We start from the raw sequence: 15,915 nt of genomic DNA on the forward strand, positions 1-15,915 counted from the left end.
GGAAACACTGACATGGCAGACAAGAGTCTGATCGGTCGCTCCACCGGACTGACCACCTGCGAAGTGGAGAAGGGCCGTCTACGCTTCTTCGCCAAGGCGATCGGCGAGACCGATCCCATCTACACCGACGAAGCGGCGGCCATGGCCGCCGGCTATCCGTCCCTGCCGGTGCCACCGACTTTCCTGATGTGCCTGGAAAGCGAAGGGCGCAATGCGCAGGCGATCGTCGAAGAGGTCATGGGCTTCGACCTCGGGCGCATCCTGCATGCCGAACAGGAGTTCAGCTATCACCGCATGGCCTTCGCCGGCGACGTGCTGAGCTTCGATACCCATATCGCCGATGTGTACGAGAAGAAGGGCGGCGCGCTGCAATTCGTCGTCCAGCAGACCCGCGTCATCAACCAGAAAGGCGAGCACATCGCCGACATCCGCTCGTCGCTCGTCCAGCGTTGAGGAACTAGCCATGACTATCCCGCAATACAGCGATGTGCAGGTCGGCGACGAGCTGCCCCTGATGAAGCTCCGCCCGATCGATCGCACCATGCTGGCGCTGTACGCCGGCGCCTCGGGCGATCACAACCAGATCCACATCGACACCGACTTCGCCCGCAAGGCGCGCATGCCCGACGTGTTCGCCCACGGCATGTTGTCGGCCGCCTACCTCGGTCACCTGCTCACCCACTGGGTGCCGCAGCGGCAGATCCGCAAGCTGGCGGTGCGCTTCACCGGCATCACCCAGCTCGGCCATATCCCGCACCTGACCGGGCGTATCGCCGAGAAGTTCGAGGAGAACGGCGAGCAGCGCGTGCGCCTCGATATCCAGTGCGCCAACCAGTACGGCGAGCCCAAGCTGGTTGGCGAAGCCGTGGTCGCCTTGGCCTGACATCCCATCCAACAAGAATCTAGGAACAGCACAATGAAAAAGCTCGAAGGTAAAGTCGCCCTGGTCACCGGCTCCGGCCGCGGCATCGGCCGCAGCGTGGCCCTGAAACTGGCCGCCGATGGCGCCCGCGTGGTGGTCAACGATCTGGACGCCGCTCCCGCCGAAGAAGTGGTTGCGGAAATCCGCGCCGCCGGTGGCGAGGCCGTGGCCTGCGTCGGCAGCGTGACCGCTGTCGACTTCGCCGATCGCTTCGTCAAGACCGCGGTGGACAACTACGGCGGCATCGACATCATCGTCAACAATGCCGGCTATACCTGGGACAACGTGATCCAGAAGATGAGCGACGAGCAGTGGTACGCCATCATCGACTGCCACCTGACCGCACCGTTCCGCATCCTGCGCGCCGCCTACCCGGTGATCAGCGCCGCCGCCAAGGCCGAGGCCGCCGAAGGCCGTGTGGTGCATCGCAAGGTGGTCAACATTTCCTCCATCGCTGCCGCCGGCAACGCCGGGCAGACCAACTACTCCACCGCCAAGTCGGGCATCCTCGGCATGACTAAGACCCTCTCCAAGGAGTGGGGCCGCCACAAGGTCAACGTCAACGCCGTGGCCTTCGGTCATATCGAGACCCGAATGACCCAGGCCCTGGCTGGTGACGCCAGCAAGACCGTCAACATCGAGGGTCGCGAGATCAAGGTCGGTATCCAGCAAGCCGCCATGGACGCCAGCAAGATGGCCTGCCCGCTGGGTCGCCCGGGTACTCCGGACGAAGCCGCCGGCGCCGTGTATATGTTCTGCATCCCCGAGTCCGACTTCGTCTCCGGCCAGGTCCTGGTCTGCGGTGGCGGTGTGGGCACTGTCTGACCTGAGAGGAATCCGACATGCAATTGGACAACTACCGTTCCCCCTGGATGAACGAAGAGCTCTCCGCCTTCGGCGACAGCATCCGCCGCTTCGTGCGTGAGCGCATGGCGCCGCATGAGGATGAATGGCGTGCGCAGCATCAGGGCGATCGCGAGACCTGGCTGGCCTGCGGCGAGATGGGCATGATCCTGCCGGACGTTCCGTCCGAGTATGGCGGCGCCGACGGCACCCCGGCGCACTACGCCGTGGTGCTGCAGGAGCTGGCCTATGGCGGCTCGGCCAGTATCGCGCTGAGCATCAACCATATCGTCGGCCACTACATCCTGGCCGGCGGCACCGAGGCGCAGAAGCAGCAGTGGCTGCCGAAGATCGCCTCGGGCGAGGTGATCTGCTCCATCGCCATGACCGAACCGGGCACCGGCTCCGACCTGCAGGGCGTGCGTACCCGCGCGGTGAAGAAGGGTGACAAGTACGTCATCAGCGGCTCGAAGACCTTCATCAGCAACGGTCAGTTGAGCGACATGGTGGTGGTGGTCGCCAAGACCGACCTGGAGGCCAAGGGCTCGAAGGGAATTTCGTTGTTCATCGTCGATACCAAAACGCCGGGCTTCATCCGCGGCAAGTGCCTGGACAAGATCGGCATGCCGGGGCAGGACACTTCGGAGATGTTCTTCGACGAGTGCGAGGTACCGGCCGACTGTCTGCTCGGCGGCGCCGAAGGGCGGGGCTTCTACCAGCTGATGCAGCAACTGCCCTACGAGCGCGCGGAAATTGGCATCCAGGCCGTGGCGCACATGGAGCGCGCCCTGGCCCTGACCGTGGAGTACACCAAGGAGCGCAAGGCCTTCGGCAAGGCGATCCTGGACTTCCAGAACACCCGTTTCCAGCTCGCCGATGTGAAGGCCACGGTGGTCGCCTCGCGCACCTTCGTCGACCTGATCATCCAGCGCTGGGTCGACGGCACTCTGGACACCACCCTGGCGTCCATGGGCAAGTTCTGGCTGACCGACCGGCAGGGTGAAGTCATGGACCGTTGCCTGCAGTTCTTCGGCGGCTTCGGCTACATGAACGAGTACCCCATCGCCCGCATGTTCGCCGACGCCCGCGTCGCGCGCATCTACGGCGGTGCCAACGAGATCCAGCGCGAGCTGGTCGGCCGTTCGCTGTAACGATGGATCAGGGCGGCGCTCAGCCACGAGAGCGCCGCCCAACCCGCCAGGGAAGGCCTTTCAACCCGCAGACCGTCACCGGCCTGCCTGATTGCTTCAAGAGAAGACTGCGATGGCGGAATACGCATCGGAAAACCAGCAGCGGCGCCTGCTGCACACCCGCCAGGTCACCTGCACGGGTTACCTGCGCGAGGATGGCCTGTTCGAGTTCGAAGGGCGGCTGCGCGATACCAAGTCGTATGACACCACGCTGTTGTTCAGCAGCATTCCTGCCAACGAGCCGGTGCACCAGATGCTGATCGTCATGACCGTCGACCAGGACCTGCTGATCCACGACCTGAAGGCTGTCACCGAGGCCGGCCCGACGCCATTCTGCAGCCAGATAAACGGCGCCTATGCGGCCTTGAAGGGGCTGCGCATAGGTTCAGGCTTCAAGAAACGGCTGCTCGAACGCGTGGGTGGCGAGCAGGGCTGTACCCACCTGACCGAACTGCTCGGCCCGATGGCGACTACCGTTTACCAGACAGTTTCCATGCTCGCCTATGGCAGCCGGCGGGAGCAGGCGGCAGTCGACCGGGCCGGCGAGTTCGCAGGCAACCAATGGGTGATCGGCACCTGCCATGGCTACCGCAGCGATGGCGAAGCCGTGAAAAGACTACTGGCCCGCAGCCGAACGGCCGAAGCGTTGCCGCTGGCTGTGGCCGTTGATTGAAGGCCCCGTACGGGGCATGAGTGACCTGGCGTTGCATGCAGCCTGCACAGCGCGCAGCCGCCAATGACAACAAGAGTGGAGGTTCAGATGTACATCACCCAAGGTTTACACCGCCACATGCAGCAGCGCCCTCATGCGACAGCCATTCGCGAGCTGGGCCGCAGCGTGACGTTTGCCGAACTGGGGCAGCGCGTTGCCCGACTGGCCGGTGCGCTGAAAGGCTTGGGCATGGCCAGCGGCGATTGCGTCGCCATGCTCTCGCGCAACTCGCAGCGCTACATCGAGTACAGCCTGGGCGTGCCCTGGGGCGATGGCGTGCTGAATCCGGTCAATACACGCTGGAGTGTTGCCGAGATTGTCTACTCGCTGGACGACTCGCAATCGACCATGCTGATCGTCGACGACACCTTCAAGGCGATGGGTGAGGCGATCTTCGAACAGGCCAAGACACTCCGCCACATGATCTATGCCGGCGACGGCGAGACTCCGGATGGCATGCTCAACTACGAGGCGCTGCTGGCCGCGGCCGAGCCGGTGGAGGACGTACGCCGCAGCGGCGATGCGCTCCTCGGTGTCTTCTATACCGGCGGTACCACCGGCTTCCCCAAGGGCGTGATGATCAGTCACAACAACCTGGCCTTCGCCGGCCTGGCGGGGCTGACCCGGGGCTTTTACGGCAGCGACTCGGTATTCCTGCATGCCATGCCGATGTTCCACCTGGCCGATTTCTCGGCGATGTACGGTCAGCTGGTCACCGGCGGCGTACACGTCGTACTGCCGGCGTTCAGCGGCGAAGCCGCCTTGCAGGCCGTCATCGACGAGCAGGTCACGGACGTCATGCTGGCACCGACCATGATCCAGATGATACTCGACGCCCGCGCCGCCAATCCGGTGTTGGCCGGGGTCGAACTGGCCTCGATCCGCAACATCATCTACGGTGCTTCGCCGATCTCGCCGGTGCTGCTCGACCGCGCCTGTGAGGCCTTCACTTCGGCCCGTTTCTTTCAGGGCTATGGCATGACCGAGTTGACCACCGGTGGCACCATGCTCGACCCCGAGTACCACTGCGAGGCGCACCACCACAGCGGCAAGATGTATTCCGCCGGCCGTGCGATGAACTGCGTCGAGCTGCGGATCGTTGATGCCGAGGATCGCGAAGTGCCGCGCGGCAGCGTGGGCGAGATCGTCGTGCGCGGGCCGAACGTCATGCTCGGCTATCTGAACAAGCCGGAGGCCACCGCCGAGGTGCTGCGCGACGGCTGGATGCACACCGGCGACGGCGGCTACATGGACGCGGAGGGCTTCGTCTACATCGTCGACCGCCTGAAGGACATGATTGTCAGTGGCGGCGAGAACATCTACTCCGCCGAGGTGGAGAACGCCATTTCCAGCCATCCGGCCGTGGCCCAGTGCGCGGTCATCGGCATTCCGTCGGACAAGTGGGGCGAGACCGTGCATGCAGTCGTCGTGCTGAAGCCGGATTGCAGCAGCAGCGACGAGGAAATCGTCGCCCACTGCCGCGAGCGCATCGCCGGCTACAAGTGTCCGCGCAGCGTCGAGTTCCGTGGCGCCCTGCCGCTCTCGGGCGTGGGCAAGATCCTCAAGAACGAACTGCGCAAGCCCTTCTGGGAAAACCACTCGCGCAATATCGCGTGACTGCCGGGGAGCGGATCGCCATGGGCCTTCCAGGGACCATGGCAATCCGCTTTCCTGCGTCGATTTTCCTGGGGCTTTCCGATTGCCGCTCGATGGGGCAGTGAAGGGCCAGCCTGGCTGGCCTATGGCCTATGGCCGATACGGCAGAGAAGGGACGTGGTGCTCAGAACCTGTTTACGATCTCGCGAGCTAGGGTCAGACAAGGCGAAATCGGGCGAAGAAGCGCAGTTTACGTGTTGTAAATGAGCATTCTGAGCCCGATTTCAACGCCGTATAACCGACGCGCAGCAGATCGTAAACAGGTTCTCAGACCTGAAGCAACGCATTGGCGATCGCCTGTACGTCGGCGTCATGCTCCGCCTGATAGGGCGTCATGGCGAGCGAGCGATGCGACGGGTCTATGCGTGCCGCCAGCTGATCGACCTTCGCCAGGGTCTTGCTGCTGAGCAGACTGGCCATGCGGACGTTGGCCTGAGCAGCCTGGCCTTCTTCCAGGCGCTGCAGTCCGGCGAGGATCATCTGCCGGGCGGCCATGACGGCGGTGGCCATTTCGGCCAGGTGCAGCGCCAGGAGGGAATGGATGGCGCCGGGCGTGAGCTCGCGTGCCTGCTCGACGACAAGGTCGAGCACCTGTTGCGCTTTTGCCACGCAAATCAGTCCTTCGAACAGTTTACGAAGGTCCTGCAGGCGGGCGATCGTAGTCGCGTCGCCAAGCCTCCGATCCACGGGCAGAACGGTCTGCGTGATCTGCATGTGGGAAAGGAGAGGCGAGGTATTTCCGGAAGAGTGCGCATGGCAGATATCGACTCGGTCCGCTTGGCGGTCCAGCAGAAAGCAGTCCAGCCCCCCTTTGCCGTCGTCCGCGCTGCAGATCACCAGGTCTGCGCGGGAGACATTACGCAGCCGTTCGACGGTGCCATCAAGGATGAAGCCGTCCAACTGGCGGGTGGTGCTCAGACCTGGGCCAAGGGCGAAGCCGACGATGCGGCGGCCTTCGAGGACATCTTGCAGATAGTCGTCAGCCGGGGTGTCCCGGGCCGCCAGCAGTGGCGCCGCCAGCAGGTTCGCCAGTACGGTCCCGGCCAGTTCGTCACTGCCTCTGACCAGTTCCTCGAACAGATGAGCCAGGCTGCTCCAGCCCAACCCCAGGCCCCCCAGCTCCGTTGCCACCGCCCCGCTGGGCAGGCCGAACTCGGCGACGCTCTCCAGCAGCTCGAGGAGCTGGGAGTTAGCCAGCGCGCCCAGGGGCTGGATTTCCGAGCTGACGAAGGCCCGCATGCTCTGAACAAGCAGCGTCTGCTGCGAGGTGAGATGGAGTGGCGTGCGCATTCTGGTGCAATCCGAGAGTGGAGGTGTAGTCAGGCTAATGCATCCTCCTGGCAAGCCCACCCCTCCTGTGGAGGGGATGATCCCCCGCCGGGGGTGCGCCCGCAGCCCCACCCCCGGGTTGGGTCATCTGCGTATCGCTCCGCAGGGAGGGAGTGGCATTTGCGGCAATGCGCTTTAATCGAAGAACAGACAGTTCCCGTCGAGGCAGCGCATATACGGAGACGGATGTTGTGGAGTCAGGAATGCAGATGAACCGATCCCCCCTGTTGATTAGCACCAAGTTCACGCCGCCAAGGATAGGTAGCCACAGCATCCTGCGTGAGCAGTTGCTGGAGCGCCTGAACGATGCGCGCAATAGCCGCCTGTTCCTGGTGACGGGCGGCGCGGGTTTCGGCAAGACGACGCTGGTGGCGCAATGGCGGCAGTCGCTGATCCAGAGCGGTGCGACGGTGGCCTGGTTGTCGCTGTCTGCGGACGAAAACCAGTTGGAGCCGTTCTGCGCAAACCTGGTGGGCGCATTACAGCAGGCGGGAGTGACGCTGGAAGGCGCGATGTTGCTCGGCGAAGAGGTGTCGGAAGACGAGCGGAGGATCTTCCTGTCGCTGCTGGTCAACAGCCTGGCCAGGGTCACTGGCGATCTTTACCTGATCGTCGACGACTTCCAGCACGCGACCAATCCGCGCATCGGCCAGTTGATGCAGGGGCTCATCGAACGGGCTCCGCAGAACCTGCACATCACCTTGGCCAGCCGGGCGGCGCCCGCGCTGCTGCTCGGGCGCTGGCGGGCGATGGGCGAGCTCTGCGAGATCGATGGCGCGGAGCTGTCATTTAGCTTCCGCGAAGCCTATGCCTATCTTCGCAGCCACCTCGATCCAGGCATCGATGTGGATGTCGCGCGCGCGTTGCACGACAAGACCGACGGCTGGCCCATCGGCCTGCAGCTTTTGGCGATTTCCCTGAAGGCGAATCCGCGCCGCAAGCTCAGCGTTTCTGCCTTGCAGCCGAACCGCCAGGAACTGGGAGCCTATCTCGCGGAGGATGTCCTGGCCGAGTTACCGCCGGCGCTATTGAACTTCCTGCAGAAGATTTCCATCCTGCTGCGTTTCAACGCAACGGTGGCCACGCAAGTCACCGGGGTGGTCGACGCCGAGGCACAGATTCAGGCGATCGAAGCGCGTAACCTGTTCCTGCAGCCGGTGGAGGGGCCGGGTGAACTGCAGTGGTTCCGTCTGCACCCGATGTTTTCGGAGTTCCTCGCCGAGCAGCTAGTGGCCTCGGGGTACGACACCCGCGCCTTGCACCTGCGGGCGACCCGCTGGTTCGAGGAGGCCGGCCTGGTGGGGGAGGCGGCGCGCCACGCCCTGCTGACGGAGGATGTCGACTATCTGGTCGACCTGCTGGAACGAATCAGGCCACCGCTCAAGAGCATCAGTCACCTGAGCGAGTTCATGCGCTGGCTCGATCGGGTGCCACTGGAGAAGCTAATCCGGCATCCCGAACTGTTCCTGATCGGCATCTGGAGCAACGTGCTGACCCTGCGTACCGACAAGGCCGAGCGCTGGCTCGAGGTACTGGAGAAGGCCCGGACGACTCCTCCCAGGGGCACTGAGCTGTCCTTGCTCAAGGCGGCGATCGCCAACCAGCGCGATGATGCGAGCGAATGCCGGCAATGGCTCGAACCGCTGGCGGAGCAGCCCCTGGGCAATCCGTTTCTCGAGCAGGTGTTTGCCAGCCTGTACATCGGCTGTCTTGGGACCATGGGCCTATATAACGATGTGCGCCGCTACTTCAATTCCCCGCAGGCGCGACCGCTGCGGGGCAGCGTGCATGAGATGGCCCTGATCGCCGTCAATTCGGTGGCCCAGGTGGCGCTGTTCGAGGGCAACGTGCTGGAGGTCGTGCGCCTCGGGACCGATCTCTTGACTGAAGCGGAGAGCGCCCATGGGCGCCGCTCGGTGAGTGCCTGCAACTGTGCGGCGGTGTTGGCGGCGGCCTACTACGAGCTCGACCGGATCGACGATGCCCGCGAAGTGCTCGCCAATCGCCTGGATATCCTGCGTTTCTCCGTTCCCGAGCTGATGATCAACGCCGCCTTGTGCTTCGCGCGACTGCAGTACCTGCAGGAGTCGCCGCGCAGCGCGCTGGAATTCCTCAGGCAGCGCGAGGAGCATTTCCGTCTCCTCGGCTTCGATCGGGGGGTGGCGAACATGCTGGCCGAGCAGGTGCGCCTGGTGCTCGCCGACGGCGACTGGCGCCACGCCGAAAGCCTGCAAGTGGCGCTCGACGACCTGCACAAGCGGCATCAGGAACCAGGCCCGCGCAGCGCGGAAATCACGGTGCTGGCGACGTTTTCGCTGGCTCGCGTAGCCATGTCCAGACGCCAACCAGAACTGGCCCTGCAGGTGCTGGCGGGGCTGGACGCATTGATCGGGGAGTATCAGCGGGGCATCTGGCGGGTACGCCTGGAGCTGCTGCGCTGCCTGGCGCTCGATCAGTTGGGTAGGGATATCGAGGCCACTGAGTCGCTGCGCAACGCCGTATTCAGCGGCTATCGCCTGGGCCTGTTGAGGACCTTTTTCGACGAGGGCAAGGTCTTGTCGGGGCTGCTTCAGGGCCTCGAGTGCGCGGATAACCCGGAGCTGGATGCCTACCTCGATCAGTTGAAGCAGAGTGCGGGCATGGCGACGGTGGACAGCGATGTCGCCACGCACGTCGCCATCGATGGCGACCTGTCGCTGACCAAGCGCGAGCTGGAAATTCTGGCATTGCTGGAACAGTCGATGTCCAACAAGCGCATCGCCCTGGCGCTCAACCTCAGCCTGCAGACGGTCAAGTGGAACCTGCGCAACATCTTCGCCAAGCTGGGCGTTTCCAGTCGCTACGACGCGATCATCATCGCCCGCAAGCGCATGAAGCGCTCCTGAAGGCCCGCGCCCCGGGACAACCCGGAGCGCGGGTGCCTTAGAGCGGGTTGACCAGATGCCCGCCGTCGACCGCCAGCACGGCGCCGCTCATGAACGCACCGGCCTCGCTGGCGAGCAGCAGCAGCGGGCCATCCAGCTCGTCGTTCTGGCCCAGGCGACGCATCGGTACGTTGCTGCGGATGTAGGCCTGGCCTTTTTCGGTGTCGAAGAACGCGTCATTGATCTCGGTCTTGAAGTAGCCCGGGGCGATGGCGTTGACGCGGATGCCCAGACGCGCCCATTCCAGGGCCAGGGACTTGGTCAGTTGCACCACGCCGGCCTTGGCGGTGCAGTAGTGGCTGAGAGTGGGGCCGACGCGCAGGCCGAGGATCGAAGCGATGTTGACGATGCTGCCACCGCGCTCGGCCTTGCTCAGCCGCTGGGCGGCGCACTGGGCGACGCGCCAGACGCCGTCCAGGTTGGTGGCGAGCATGGCGCGCCAGTGCTCTTCGCTGAGCGTCAGGGCGGGCTCATTGTGACCGATGCCGGCGTTGTTGATGACCACATCGACGACGCCGAAGGCCGCCTCGGCGGCGTCGAAGGCGGCCTCGACACTGTCCCGACAGGTCACGTCCATCGGCACGGCCAGCACATTACCGCCTTGCTGACGAATGTCTGCGGCCAACTGCTCCAGGCGTTCGATCCGGCGTGCGCCAATCACCACTTGCGCGCCGGCGTCGCTGAGAAGGCGCGCGAAATGCGCGCCGAAACCGCTGGAGGCACCCGTGATCAGCGCAGTCTTGCCGGCGAGGGAGAAGCGTTTGGTGAGCTGGTCCATATCAGAACACCTCGAACAGGCCGGCCGCGCCCATGCCGCCGCCGACACACATGGTGATCACCACGTACTTCACGCCGCGGCGTTTGCCTTCCAGCAGCGCGTGGCCGACCATGCGCGCGCCGCTCATGCCGTAGGGGTGGCCGATGGCGATGGCGCCTCCGTTGACGTTGAGCTTGGCCGGGTCGATGCCCAGCTTCTCGGCGCAATAGAGCACCTGGCAGGCGAAGGCTTCGTTGAGTTCCCACAGGCCGATGTCGTCGACCTTCAGGCCGTGCTGCTTGAGCAGCTTGGGCACCGCCAGTACCGGGCCGATGCCCATCTCTTCCGGCGCCAGGCCGGCCACGGCGATGCCGCGATAGGCGCCCAGCGGTTGCAGGTTGCGTTGCTCGGCCAGGCGGCCATCCATCAGCACGCAGGCGCTGGCGCCGTCGGACAGCCGGCTGGCGTTGCCGGCGGTGATGCAGCCGCCGTCGAGCACCGGCTTGAGCCGGGTCAGGTCGTCGAGGGTGGTCTGCGGGCGGTTGCCTTCGTCCAGGTGCAGGGTGACTTCCTCGTAGCTGACCGCGCCGCTGGCCTTGTCGACAACCCGTTTGGTTGCGGTGACCGGCACGATTTCGCCCTCGAACAAGCCGGCAGCCTGGGCCGCGGCGGTGCGCTGCTGGGACTGCAGCGCATAGGCGTCCTGCGCCTCGCGGCTGATGCCGTAGCGGCTGGCGACCAACTCGGCGGTCTGCAGCATCGGCATGTAGGCGTGTTCGGCGTGGCGCAGCACCAACTCGTCGGGCTGGCTGTTGACCCATTCCATATGGTGGCTCTGTACCAGGCTGATCTGCTCCTGGCCGGCGCCGATGGTGACCTGCATGCCGTCGACCATGATCTGTTTGGCGGCGGTGGCGATCGCCATCAGCCCCGAGGCGCACTGGCGGTCGAGGGTCTGGCCACTCACCGACAGCGGCAGCCCTGCGGCCAGCCCGCTCAGGCGGCCGAGGTTGCAGCCGGCGGTGCCAGCGGGCATGGCGGTGCCCATCACCAGGTCGTCGATTTCCGCCGCTTCGATTCCGGCGCGCTCGACGGCGGCGCGGATCGCATGGCTGGCCATGCTCGGCGACTTGAGGTTGTTGAAGGCGCCGCGGAACGCCTTGGCGATCGGTGTGCGGGCAGTGGCGAGGATGACGGCTTCTTTCATCTGGGGTGGTTCCTGGTTGGGGTGTGCTCCGCGTAGCTGTGCGGCGGAGTCCTCGGTGTGCTTTTCATCCCCTCTCCCCTTTGGGGATAGGGTTAGGGAGAGGGGCGGGCGTTCAGGTCGGCACCTGTTCGCGCCCTTTGCCCTCTCCCCCGGCCCCTCTCCCATGAATGGGAGAGGGGAGTCGTTACGGGAGAGGGCTCTATTGGCTCAGATCTTCTCGATCCTGATCTTGCCGGCGGCGACCAGGCGCTCCAACAACGGGGCCGGCTGTAACCACAGCTCGCCGTAGGCGCCGAGCTCGTCGTGGTAGCGGCGGATGCCGGCAAGTACGTTGTCCAGGCCGAGGGTCTCCGCGTAGTGCATCGGCCCGCCGTGGTGCGCCGGGAAGCCGTAGCCGTTGATGTACACCAGATCGATGTCGCTGCTGCGCAGGGCGATGCCCTCGTCGAGCAGCTGGATGCCTTCGTTGATCAGGCTGAACAGGCAGCGCTCGAGGATTTCCTGATCGGAGATGTCACGGCGGGTGATGCCCAGTTCGCCGGCCACGCGCTCGGCGAGCGCGGTCACCGTCGGGTCGTCGAGGCGCTCGCGGCCTTCGTAGCGGTAGAAGCCGGCGCCGGTCTTCTGCCCGTAGCGGCCGAGGGCGTACAGCTCGTCGCCAAGTTTGCAGTAGCTCGGGTCGTGGCCGATCACCTCACGGCGCGATTCGTGGATCAGGTAGCCGATGTCGATGCCGGCAAGGTCCTGCACGGCGAGCATGCCCATCGCCAAGCCATGCTCGGTGAGCACCCGGTCGATCTGCGCTGGGCTGGCGCCTTCGAGCAGCAGGCGGTGGGCCTCGCGCGAGTAGGGCTCGAACATGCGGTTGCCGATGAAGCCGAAGCACACGCCGGAGACCACCGGGATCTTGCCGATGCGGCGCGCCAGCTTGAGCGTGGTGGCCAGCACATCCGGCGCGGTCTTGGCGGCGCGCACCACTTCCAGCAGGCGCATGACGTTGGCCGGGCTGAAGAAGTGCAGGCCGATGACGTCCTGCGGGCGGGCGGTGACGGCGGCGATGGCGTCGACATCCAGGGTCGAGGTGTTGCTGGCGAGGATCGCACCCGGCTTGCACACCCGGTCGAGGATGCGGAACACGTTCTGCTTGATCTCCAGGTTCTCGAACACTGCCTCGATCACTAGGTCGGCGTCGGCCAGGTCGGCGTAGTCGACGGTGCCCTGCAGCAGCGTCATGCGCTGCTCTAGCTGGGCTTCACTGAGCTTGCCGCGTTTGACGCTGATTGCGTAGTTCTGGCGAATCTGCGTCAGGCCGCGGTCCAGCGCTTCCGCCTTGAGTTCGAGGAGGGTCACCGGGATGCCGGCATTGGCGAAGTTCATGGCGATGCCGCCACCCATGGTGCCGGCACCGATCACCGCGACCTTGTTGATCGGCCGCAGCACGGTGCTGGCATCGACGCCGGGAATCTTGCCGGCTTCGCGTTCGGCGAAGAACACATGACGCTGTGCTGCTGATTGCGCGGAGCCCTCGGCCTGCTTGAAAAGTGCCTGCTCCCTGAGCAGGCCCTCGGCGAGCGGCAGCAGGCAGGCTGACTCGACGGCGGCTAGAACCAGTCGTGGCGCCAGGCGGTTCTTCCAGCGCGGTTCATGCTCGGCACGGTAGCTTTGGAAGAAGTCGTCCGACAGGTCGACGGCCGGGTTCGGGTAGCGTTCGGCCGGCCGCGCGGGGGAGCCTGTGGCGAGCAGCTCCCGGGCGTAGGCGCGGGCGTCATCGAGCAGACCTTCGGCGCTGTCGGTGACGCGGTCGAGCAGACCGAGCATCAGTGCGTGCTCAGCACTGACCTGTTGGCCGGAAATCATCATGTTGAGCGCCGACTCGGCGCCGATCAGGCGTGGCAGGCGCTGGGTACCGCCGGCCCCAGGCAGCAGGCCGAGATGGATTTCCGGCAGGCCGAGGCGCGTGCCCGGTTCGCCGACCCGGTAGCCACAGGCCAGCGCCAGTTCCATGCCGCCGCCCAACGCCACGCCGCCGATGGCCGCAACCACCGGTTTCTCCAACTGGCTGAGACGCAGCAGCAGGTCGGGCAGAAAGGGCGCGGCGTAGGCGATGTCTTTGCCGAACTCGCTGATGTCGGCGCCGGCGCTGAACAGGCCGGTGGCTCCGTAGAGGATTAGCGCACTCACCGCGGGATCGGCCGCTGCACGTTCACAGGCTTCCAGCAGCGCGGCTCGAAGGGGCTGACCGAGGGCGTTGACCGGCGGGCTGGCGAGGCCGATCAGGGCCAGTCCATCTTCGAGGCGGTAGTGGATCAGATCGCTCATGGGGATTCCTTGTGGCGCGTGTGAAGTTATCGAAGAGACCTCGCTCCCTCTCCAGGCAAGAAGGGGGAGCCAGGTTTCCTGCTGACGAACAGGTACGGTTGTCGGGTTGCCCTCGCTGGCGATCCACTGCTGCCACGTGCGACTCGGCGATCAGCAGGTCAGCCATGTCGTTCTGGAACAACGAAAAAGGAGGCCTCTGTGCAATTGCAGCGAGCGGCAGGCAGGCGCAGTGAACCGTAAACCTCAGCCCGTGAATCCCCTCCTGGGGAGTGGGGCTGGCCCTTTCCCGGATGGGGGTGTGGGCATGGCCGCAGCCGATCGAGGAGTGGGGGTGGGCTGGCCGGAAGGAGTGGGGGCGAAATAGGAAGTGGCGAGTAGCATCCGGGCGGAGGGCAACTTCGCCCGCCGTCAATGCAGAGTGGAGAGCTGACGAGATGAAGATGCTGAACACATGGTTGGGTAGTCTGATCGCTGCGATCTGTATGCCAATGCTGGCCCTGGCCGCCGACAAGCCGAACATCCTGGTGATCTTCGGCGACGACATCGGCTACTTCAACGTCAGCGCCTACAACCAGGGCATGATGGGCTACGAGACGCCGAACATCGACCGCATCGCCCAAGAGGGTGCGCTGTTCACCCACGCCTACGGCGAGCAATCCTGCACCGCCGGCCGCGCCGCCTTCATCCTCGGCGAGCACCCGTTCCGCACCGGCCTCTTGACCATCGGCATGCCCGGTTCCCAGCACGGTATTCCGGATTGGGCGCCGACCCTCGGCGACGTGATGAAGCAGCAGGGCTACACCACCGGCCAGTTCGGCAAGAACCACCTCGGCGACCGCGACAAGCACCTACCGACCAACCACGGTTTCGACGAGTTTTTCGGCAACCTCTACCACGTGAACGCCGAGGAAGAGCCGGAGACCTACTACTACCCGAAGGACCCGGAATTTCGCAAGAAGTACGGCCCGCGCGGGGTGATCCACTCCTACGCCGACGGCAAGATCGAGGACACTGGCCCGCTGACCCGCAAGCGCATGGAAACCATCGACCAGGAGTTCGTCGATGCCACCGCGAACTTCATCGACAAGGCGCACAAGGCCGACAAGCCGTTCTTCGCCTGGTTCAACAGCACGCGCATGCACGTCTGGACCCACTTGAAGAAAGAGTCCGAAGGCAAGACCGGCATCGGCCTGTATCCGGACGGCATGGTCGAGCACGACGGCCAGGTCGGCCAGTTGCTGAAGAAGCTGGATGACCTCGGCATCGCCGACAACACCATCATCGTCTACACCACCGACAACGGTGCGCAGAAGGTCAGCTGGCCGGACGGCGGCAGCTCGCCGTTCAATGGCGAGAAGGGCACTTCCAACGAGGGCGGCCATCGTGTGCCGCTGCTGGTGAAGTGGCCGGCCGTGCTCAAGCCGGGCAGCCGTTTCAACAACCTGATCGCCCACAACGACTGGATGCCGACTCTGGCGGCGGCCGCCGGCAACCCGAACCTGGTCGCCGAGATGGCCAAGGGCACCACGGCCAACGGCAAGCAGTGGCGCGTGCACCTGGACGGCTACGACTTCCTGCCGTTCTTCAAGGGCGAAACCAAGGGCAGCCCACGCGAGGAGTACTTCTATTTCGGTCAAGGAGGCGAGCTGAATGCCCTACGCTGGAACGACTGGAAAATCGCCTTCGCCAGCTTTGAAGGCTCCATCTCCCGCTCATCGCGCACGGTCACCAACTGGCCGAGCATCACTAACCTGAAGGCCGATCCCTTCGAAACCGCGCGTAAGGATTCGGGGTTGTCCGCGCGCTGGGCCGCCGACCAGATGTGGCTGTTCGTGCCGGTGCAGGCCGAAATCGGGAAGTTCATGGCGACGCTGGCGCCGTACCCCTTCCAGGAGGGCCAGAACCTCAATCCGGCCAACATCAATTACCAGAGCCTGGCGCTCAGGAAGGCGCTGACGGGCCTGCAGAAACCGTCCACCGGGCAGTGATCCCCGGACCTCCAAGCGCCGTGTTCGTCGCGACGCTCGTGCTCTCGGCATGGAGGAGGGGAGATCAC

Annotated in this window: 12 protein-coding genes; 8 read left to right on the top strand and 4 right to left on the bottom strand. The window is 64.9% G+C overall.

Annotation, left to right across the window (positions count from 1 at the left end; translation table 11 throughout):
* Positions 1-12 precede the first annotated feature (12 nt).
* The 6 genes from D3880_RS08420 (at position 13) to D3880_RS08445 (ending at position 5,284) form a co-directional block, all read left to right on the top strand.
* Positions 13-453 (top strand): MaoC family dehydratase N-terminal domain-containing protein, encoded by a 441-nt coding sequence (locus tag D3880_RS08420; RefSeq protein WP_119893021.1) that lies wholly within the window; start codon positions 13-15, stop codon positions 451-453.
* A gap of 10 nt (positions 454-463) precedes the next feature.
* Complete coding sequence (locus D3880_RS08425) at positions 464-883, top strand: MaoC family dehydratase (protein WP_119893022.1); 420 nt, start codon at positions 464-466, stop codon at positions 881-883.
* A 33-nt stretch (positions 884-916) separates the two neighbouring features.
* Positions 917-1,747, top strand: a complete 831-nt coding sequence (locus D3880_RS08430; RefSeq protein ID WP_119893023.1) for an SDR family NAD(P)-dependent oxidoreductase — start codon at positions 917-919, stop codon at positions 1,745-1,747.
* Between the two features lie 17 nt (positions 1,748-1,764).
* Positions 1,765-2,916: an acyl-CoA dehydrogenase family protein gene (locus D3880_RS08435; RefSeq protein ID WP_119893024.1), complete on the top strand. Its 1,152-nt coding sequence runs from the start codon at positions 1,765-1,767 to the stop codon at positions 2,914-2,916.
* Positions 2,917-3,007: 91 nt separating this feature from the next.
* The gene (locus D3880_RS08440) at positions 3,008-3,628 is read left to right on the top strand and encodes a DUF2889 domain-containing protein (protein WP_238474420.1); all 621 of its coding nucleotides are present in this window, start codon (positions 3,008-3,010) and stop codon (positions 3,626-3,628) included.
* An 87-nt stretch (positions 3,629-3,715) separates the two neighbouring features.
* Positions 3,716-5,284, top strand: coding sequence for a long-chain-fatty-acid--CoA ligase (locus D3880_RS08445; protein ID WP_119893026.1), 1,569 nt, complete (start codon positions 3,716-3,718; stop codon positions 5,282-5,284).
* Positions 5,285-5,590: 306 nt separating this feature from the next.
* On the opposite strand, the gene D3880_RS08450 is transcribed toward D3880_RS08445, so the two are convergent.
* Complete coding sequence (locus D3880_RS08450; protein ID WP_119893027.1) at positions 5,591-6,613, bottom strand: acyl-CoA dehydrogenase family protein; 1,023 nt, start codon at positions 6,611-6,613, stop codon at positions 5,591-5,593.
* A 152-nt stretch (positions 6,614-6,765) separates the two neighbouring features.
* On the opposite strand from D3880_RS08450, the gene D3880_RS08455 reads away from it, so the two are divergent.
* Positions 6,766-9,537: a winged helix-turn-helix domain-containing protein gene (locus tag D3880_RS08455; protein ID WP_162934964.1), complete on the top strand. Its 2,772-nt coding sequence runs from the start codon at positions 6,766-6,768 to the stop codon at positions 9,535-9,537.
* 37 nt (positions 9,538-9,574) lie between these two features.
* Here the strand turns inward: D3880_RS08455 and D3880_RS08460 are convergent, their stop codons facing one another.
* The 3 genes from D3880_RS08460 to D3880_RS08470 form a co-directional block, all read right to left on the bottom strand.
* The gene (locus D3880_RS08460) at positions 9,575-10,354 is read right to left on the bottom strand and encodes an SDR family NAD(P)-dependent oxidoreductase (RefSeq protein WP_119893029.1); all 780 of its coding nucleotides are present in this window, start codon (positions 10,352-10,354) and stop codon (positions 9,575-9,577) included.
* A 1-nt stretch (position 10,355) separates the two neighbouring features.
* Entirely contained in the window at positions 10,356-11,540 is a 1,185-nt protein-coding gene (locus D3880_RS08465; RefSeq protein WP_119893030.1) for an acetyl-CoA C-acyltransferase, read from the bottom strand.
* A 207-nt stretch (positions 11,541-11,747) separates the two neighbouring features.
* On the bottom strand, positions 11,748-13,859 hold the full coding sequence (locus D3880_RS08470) for a 3-hydroxyacyl-CoA dehydrogenase NAD-binding domain-containing protein (protein ID WP_119893031.1): 2,112 nt from the start codon (positions 13,857-13,859) through the stop codon (positions 11,748-11,750).
* 440 nt (positions 13,860-14,299) lie between these two features.
* On the opposite strand from D3880_RS08470, the gene D3880_RS08475 reads away from it, so the two are divergent.
* Entirely contained in the window at positions 14,300-15,847 is a 1,548-nt protein-coding gene (locus tag D3880_RS08475) for an arylsulfatase (RefSeq protein ID WP_238474421.1), read from the top strand.
* Positions 15,848-15,915: the final 68 nt, after the last annotated feature.

The organism is Pseudomonas cavernae, from assembly GCF_003595175.1.
Lineage (GTDB): Bacteria > Pseudomonadota > Gammaproteobacteria > Pseudomonadales > Pseudomonadaceae > Aquipseudomonas > Aquipseudomonas cavernae.

What these genes read in the sequence shown, in the direction of transcription:
- D3880_RS08420 (WP_119893021.1), top strand. Translation starts at nt 13, where the DNA reads ATGGCAGACAAGAGTCTGATCGGTCGCTCCACCGGACTGACCACCTGC.
- D3880_RS08425 (WP_119893022.1), top strand. Translation starts at nt 464, where the DNA reads ATGACTATCCCGCAATACAGCGATGTGCAGGTCGGCGACGAGCTGCCC.
- D3880_RS08430 (WP_119893023.1), top strand. Translation starts at nt 917, where the DNA reads ATGAAAAAGCTCGAAGGTAAAGTCGCCCTGGTCACCGGCTCCGGCCGC.
- D3880_RS08435 (WP_119893024.1), top strand. Translation starts at nt 1,765, where the DNA reads ATGCAATTGGACAACTACCGTTCCCCCTGGATGAACGAAGAGCTCTCC.
- D3880_RS08445 (WP_119893026.1), top strand. Translation starts at nt 3,716, where the DNA reads ATGTACATCACCCAAGGTTTACACCGCCACATGCAGCAGCGCCCTCAT.
- D3880_RS08450 (WP_119893027.1), bottom strand. Translation starts at nt 6,613, where the DNA reads ATGCGCACGCCACTCCATCTCACCTCGCAGCAGACGCTGCTTGTTCAG.
- D3880_RS08460 (WP_119893029.1), bottom strand. Translation starts at nt 10,354, where the DNA reads ATGGACCAGCTCACCAAACGCTTCTCCCTCGCCGGCAAGACTGCGCTG.
- D3880_RS08465 (WP_119893030.1), bottom strand. Translation starts at nt 11,540, where the DNA reads ATGAAAGAAGCCGTCATCCTCGCCACTGCCCGCACACCGATCGCCAAG.
- D3880_RS08470 (WP_119893031.1), bottom strand. Translation starts at nt 13,859, where the DNA reads ATGAGCGATCTGATCCACTACCGCCTCGAAGATGGACTGGCCCTGATC.
- D3880_RS08475 (WP_238474421.1), top strand. Translation starts at nt 14,300, where the DNA reads ATGCTGAACACATGGTTGGGTAGTCTGATCGCTGCGATCTGTATGCCA.